The sequence below is a fragment of the Acinetobacter sp. YH16052 genome, assembly GCF_013417155.1.
Lineage (GTDB): Bacteria > Pseudomonadota > Gammaproteobacteria > Pseudomonadales > Moraxellaceae > Acinetobacter.
Genome location: NZ_VPEO01000159.1, coordinates 1 through 1,365, shown reverse-complemented (window position 1 = coordinate 1,365; position 1,365 = coordinate 1). Strand labels below are relative to the sequence as shown.

Sequence of the window (1,365 nt, the reverse complement as noted above, 5' to 3'; positions counted from 1 at the left end):
TTCGAGGAAAACATTACTATACATATAGCACCTTGAATGCATATTCAAGTGCGCTTATGTTAGGGATGGTTTCCCAGGATGATGGTATTGGATTAATGAGCGTTACTGAAACACTAGACAGCAAAATCAAAGCACAGGAAGAAAAGCTAAAGCAGTTAAAGGCTCAAAGACAGGCAGCACTGGCAAGAGAACGTGCTAAAGAGAAAGAACAAGCTCGAAAGGATGATACCAGACGCAAAATTTTAATTGGATCCTGTATGCTAAAGATCACTGAAGATGATGAACAAGCCAGAGCTAAATTAATTGCTCAGATGGATAAGTATTTAACAGATGAGCGTGACCGAAAGCTTTTTAATTTATAAATTTTGAGGGATAAGTAGTGGAAGATCCAACACTTAATAAGTTAATACGTAATACAGAATTATTCTTCGAACATCACTGGAATGTAGACCTATTAGGAAAGCCTCCTGAATGGTCACCAGTACATTTTAATTTTGGAAAAATTCCTAATTACGATAAACAAGGTGTATATGCGTTTGTCAAAGGGGATTTAGTGACTTATATCGGTGTTGGGACTTCTAGAGGTGCTGGCCGTTATCGTGGTAATGGCTTAAGCGCCAGGGTAATGAAATATTGCCGATGGAATGAAGATAAAACTGAATATATTGCGATAGATCCAAGACTGAAAGATGCTGGATCCATCATTACAATAGGCTTTGAGCGTGATACGGCTTATTTAGCAAATGCCCTAGAAGTTTTTCTTATCTCTAAAATCCAACCTGTCCACAATGTGGTTAAAGTTGGTATGTAATTTCGCATAAGAAATTTTATGTTAAATGGATTCAATCTCTGTCATCAAAGTCAGCATTAATTCTATCGACAGTCCATTTTACTGTATTGTTATCTAAGTAAAAAAAATCTCTATTTAAAATATCATCTTCAAAAATTAAGCCATTAACATCTAGCTTCCCTTCTTTTAAATATCCAATAATTTCATATCTTAGACTATTATCTATTTGCTTAATTTGATGGGAATAATGTGTTTTCTCAATAAGGTAATCATCAAAAATAGTAGCTTCTAAATCTATAAGGTAATTTTTTTTGAGATCAATACATGAGGGTATTGAAGAACTAAATACCTCTAGAATTTCATTACGAACCTTAATTTTTAGAATGAATTCGAGATTCTCATTACATTCTATGATTTGAGCTATATATTTCACTTCGATTAAGATTTCCTAAAATTAACATAATACACGTTATACGAATTCCCAAGGCATGGCTTTTAGTCATGCTTTTTTTATCAAAAGACTATACCTGAATGATAGCGAGCCAAATCGCATACAATATCTATCATTAGACTTA

At 33.6% G+C, this 1,365-nt stretch carries 3 protein-coding genes; 2 read left to right on the top strand and 1 reads right to left on the bottom strand.

What is annotated here, in order from left to right:
• Positions 1 to 95 precede the first annotated feature (95 nt).
• Both FTV42_RS16935 and FTV42_RS16930 read left to right on the top strand, forming a co-directional pair.
• Positions 96 to 362 (top strand): mobilization protein, encoded by a 267-nt coding sequence (locus FTV42_RS16935; RefSeq protein ID WP_088749624.1) that lies wholly within the window; start codon positions 96 to 98, stop codon positions 360 to 362.
• A 17-nt stretch (positions 363 to 379) separates the two neighbouring features.
• Positions 380 to 811, top strand: a complete 432-nt coding sequence (locus FTV42_RS16930) for a hypothetical protein (protein ID WP_039090891.1) — start codon at positions 380 to 382, stop codon at positions 809 to 811.
• A gap of 31 nt (positions 812 to 842) precedes the next feature.
• Here the strand turns inward: FTV42_RS16930 and FTV42_RS16925 are convergent, their stop codons facing one another.
• Positions 843 to 1,223, bottom strand: coding sequence for a hypothetical protein (locus tag FTV42_RS16925; protein ID WP_015060210.1), 381 nt, complete (start codon positions 1,221 to 1,223; stop codon positions 843 to 845).
• Positions 1,224 to 1,365 lie beyond the last annotated feature (142 nt).